The sequence below is a fragment of the Nonomuraea sp. NPDC001684 genome, assembly GCF_053596515.1.
Window position 1 is genome coordinate 1 of sequence record NZ_JBSFGJ010000633.1, and the last position, 4,234, is coordinate 4,234.

Below are 4,234 nucleotides of genomic sequence, written 5' to 3' on the forward strand. Positions count from 1 at the left end.
TGAGCAGCGGCTGTATAGGCTGCGTATAGATCCCGTAGGCGGCCAAAACCGGTTGCGGCGCGGCGCGGGCGGCTGTTGTACTTCCCGGCGGCGCCGATCGCCGGACGAAGGAGCGGATCGATGAGGACAGCGTTCATGACCTCCCAGCACAGGACACCCACCTATTCAGAGGGCATGACGCTTCTTGAGATCCCCGCTCACCAGGACCCGTCCGCAGGTAGCTAGACCCGCCCGGCAGGCCCTGCGCCACCTGCGGCCCGCCCCGCGCGCCGCGCTCGCGCTGGGTGCCGCCACCGCCGCGGCCACCGCGCTGCCGCTGGCCGCGCCCCACGTCACCCGCCGCTTCGTCGACGACGCCGCCGGCGGCGCCGGGCTGCGCCACCTGATCGTGATCGCGCTCGGCTACCTCGCCCTGGCCGCCGCCGGTCAGGCCGCCCGCATGGCCGCCGCCTGGCTCGCCGGCCGCCTGGCCTGGGACGGCACCAACCGCCTGCGCGAACACCTGGCCGGGCACGTGCTCGGCCTCGACCTGGCCTTCCACGCCCGCCACTCGCCCGGCGAGCTGATCGAACGCGTCGACGGCGACGTGGCGGCCGTGGCCGAGTTCGTCGTCGCCTTCGTCCTCGACGTCGTGGCCGGGCTGCTGCTGCTGGCCGGCGTGCTCGCCGTCGTGTTCACCGTCGACTGGCGGCTGGGCGCGGCGCTGCTGGCCTACTGCCTGCTGGCCGGGCTCGCCATGACGGGCGCGCAGCGGCTCGCCGTGCCGTCGGCGACCCGGTCGCGGGAGGCGAGCGCCGCGCTCTACGGCCACCTCGAAGAGCGGCTGGCCGGAGCCGAGGACCTGCGGGCCAACGGCGCGGGCGGGCACGCGCTCGGCCGCTTCCACCAGGTCGCCGGGGCCTGGTTCCGCGCCGAGTGGCACGGCTCGCGCATCGCGGGCGGCCTGCTCGCGGCCACGAACGTGGCGTTCGCGGCCGGGACCGCGCTGATGCTCGCCCTGGCCGCCTGGCTGCTGGACGCCGGGGCGCTCACGGTCGGCACCGCCGTGCTGCTCTTCCAGTACACCCTGATGATCCGCACGCCGTTCGAGCGGCTGATCGACCAGCTCAGGCAGTTCCAGGGGGCGCTGGCCGGGTTCGCCCGCATCGGCTCCCTGCTGGCCGAGCGGCCCGCGCTGCCCGTCCGCGCCGCGCCCCGGCCGCTGCCCGCCTCGGGCGCGCTCGGCCTGCGGCTGGACGACGTGAGCTTCGCCTACCCCGACGACGGCGAGACCGCGCTGTCGGGCATCACCCTCACCCTGGCCCCCGGCGAACGCCTGGGCCTGGTCGGACGCACCGGGAGCGGCAAGACCACGCTCGCCAAGCTGCTGCTGCGCCTGTACGACCCGACCGGCGGCACCGTCGAGATCGGCGGCCTCGACCTGCGCGAGTGCGACCCGGAGTCGCTGCGCCGCCGGGTCGGCGTGGTCACCCAGGACGTACGGCTGTTCGACGGCAGCGTCCGCGACAACCTCACGCTGTTCGGCGCCCTGACCGACCCCCGCCACGACGACGCTCACCTGCTGGAGGTGCTGGCCGGGGTGGGGCTGGGCGACTGGCCGGTCGCGCTGCCCGGCGGGCTCGACGGCGAGCCGGGCGGCCTGTCGGCGGGGGAGGCCCAGCTGCTCGCCTTCGCGCGGGCCTTCCTGGCCGACCCCGGCCTGGTGATCCTGGACGAGGCGTCCAGCAGGCTCGACCCGGCCACCGAACGGCACGTCGAGGACGGCGTACGGCGGCTGCTGGACGGGCGGACCGGCGTGCTCATCGCGCACCGGCTCTCCTCGCTGGCGCACGTGGACAAGATCGCCGTGCTGGAACGCGGCAAGCTCGTCGAGTACGGCCGCCGCGCCGACCTGGCCGCCGACCCCGGCAGCAGGTTCGGCCGGCTGCTGGACGCCGCGGGGGTGAGCCGGTGAACGCGCGCCGGGCTCAGGTTCGGCCGGCTCCCGGACCCCGCCGGGACGAGCCGGTGAGCGCGCGCCGGGCCCTGGCGGTGGCGGGCCGCCTGATCGGCTTCGACGTGCGCCTGTACGTGCTGCAGATCCTGTTGTGGCTGCCGGTCCACGTGCTGCCGCTCGGCGGCGGCCTCGTGCTGCGGCAGCTCTTCGACCAGCTCAGCGGGCACAGCCCGGCGACGTTGCGGCAGTCGTTGTGGCTGTGCGCGGCGTTCGCGGGCGTCGAGCTGGTCCGCGGGATCGTCCTGGTGTTCGCCTGGTCCTACGGCTCCTACTGGTGGGACGCGGCGGCCACGCTGCTGCGCGCCAACGTCCTGGGCTCGGTGCTGACCGCGCGCGGCCCGGTCGCCGCCCGGCTGCCGCGCTCCCCGGGCGAGTCGCTGGCCCGGCTGCGCGACGACGTGGCCGAGCTGGTCGAGCTCGCCGACGAGTCCGTCCCCCTGGCCGGAGGCGTGCTGTTCGGCGGGGTGGCGCTGGCGGTCATGGTCTCGATCGACCCCGTCGTCACCGTGGCGCTGGTCGTGCCGATGCTCGCGATCGGCGTACTGAGCAGGCTCATGGGACGGGTGATCAGACGGCGGCACCAGCGGGCCAGGGAACTGGGCGCGGGCGTGACGGCCTTCGTCGGCGAACTGTTCGGCGGCGTGCTCACGCTGAAGACGGCCGGGGCCGAGCGGGCGGCGCTGGACCGCCTGCGCACGCTCAACGCCCGCCGCCGGGACGCCGCCGTACGCAGCCGCCTGGCCACCGACCTGCTGGAGGCCGCCACGGGCACCACGGTCGAGCTGGGCGTCGGCGTCGTGCTGCTGCTGGCCGCCGGGGCGATGCGGCGCGGCGGGTTCACCGTGGGCGACCTCGCGCTGTTCACCAGCTACGTCGGCTGGCTCACCGCGCTGCCCCGCACCATCGGCTCCATCCTGTACCGCCTGCCCAGGGCGGACGTCTCCGCCGAACGCCTGACCGCCCTGCTCGCCCCCCACCAGGACACCCCCGACCTGACCCGCAACCACCCCCTCCACCTCCGTCCCACCCCAGGCCCGCAAGGACCGCCCCCGAGCCCGCACCTCCGTCCCACCTCGCCCCCGTCTTCGGGAAGGTCGCCCCTGAGGCGCGCCCCCCGCCTGCCCACACCGCCCATGGAGCCACCCTCGGGCGGGGAGGGGCCGACCGCGCCGACGACGCTGGAGGTGCTGGAGGTGCGTGGGCTGAGCGTTCGGCACCCTGGTGGGCGCGGGGTGCACGACGTGGATCTGACGCTCCGGCGCGGCACGTTCACCGTCGTCACCGGGGCCGTAGGCGCGGGCAAGACCACGCTCGTGCGCGCCGTACTCGGCCTGCTGCCCCTCGACACCGGGACGATCACCTGGAACGGCCGCCCGGTGCCCGACCCGGGCGCGTTCCTGGTGCCGGGACGGGCGGCGTACGCGAGCCAGATCCCGCGCCTGTTCTCGGAGACCCTGCGCGAGAACCTGCTCCTCGGCCTGCCCGCGGGCGACGCCGACCTGGCCCGCGCCCTGGAACTGGCCGCCTTCGAGGACGACCTGGCCGCCATGCCGGACGGCCTGGAGACCGTCGTCGGCCCCCGGGGCGTGCGTCTGTCCGGCGGCCAGGTGCAGCGCGCCACCGCCGCCCGCGCCCTGGTCCGCGCCCCGGACCTGCTCGTCGTGGACGACGTGTCGTCCGCCCTGGACGTCGGGACCGAGAACCTGCTGTGGGAGCGCGTCGCCCGGCACGGCCCCGCCACGCTGCTGGTGGTCTCCTCCCGCCGGGCCGCGCTCGAACGCGCCGACCAGGTGGTCGTCCTCGACCGGGGCCGCGTCGCGGGACATGGGCCGCTGGGGGAATTGCTGCGTACGTGCCCCGAGATGCGCAGACTATGGGACGGAGAACCGATCGAGGAGCGAGGGACCACATGAGGATCGACCGCCTGGACCACCTGGTGCTGACCGTCGCCGACGTCGAGGCCGCGGTGCGCTTCTACACCGCGGTGCTGGGGATGGAGGCGGTGACGTTCGGAGATGGGCGGCGGGCGCTGGCGTTCGGGCAGAGCAAGATCAACCTGCACGAGGCGGGACGCGAGTTCGAGCCGAAGGCGGCCCGGCCCGTGCCCGGCAGCGCCGACCTGTGCCTGATCACCGCCGACCCCGTCGAGACGGTCATGGACGAGCTGGCCCGGCACGGCGTCGGGATCGAGGAGGGCCCGGTGGAGCGGACCGGAGCGCTCGGCCCCATCTGGAGCGT

Annotated in this window: 3 protein-coding genes; all 3 read left to right on the plus strand. The window is 75.3% G+C overall.

Annotated elements, in window-relative coordinates:
- Nucleotides 1-184: 184 nt before the first annotated feature.
- Nucleotides 185-1,954: an ABC transporter ATP-binding protein gene (locus ACWCSD_RS48975; RefSeq protein WP_449926106.1), complete on the plus strand. Its 1,770-nt coding sequence runs from the start codon at nucleotides 185-187 to the stop codon at nucleotides 1,952-1,954.
- A gap of 53 nt (nucleotides 1,955-2,007) precedes the next feature.
- Entirely contained in the window at nucleotides 2,008-3,909 is a 1,902-nt protein-coding gene (locus tag ACWCSD_RS48980) for an ABC transporter ATP-binding protein (RefSeq protein WP_449926109.1), read from the plus strand.
- The coding region (locus ACWCSD_RS48985; protein ID WP_449926112.1) for a VOC family protein at nucleotides 3,906-4,234 on the plus strand (329 nt) is incomplete at its 3' end. The genes ACWCSD_RS48980 and ACWCSD_RS48985, both read left to right, overlap by 4 nt.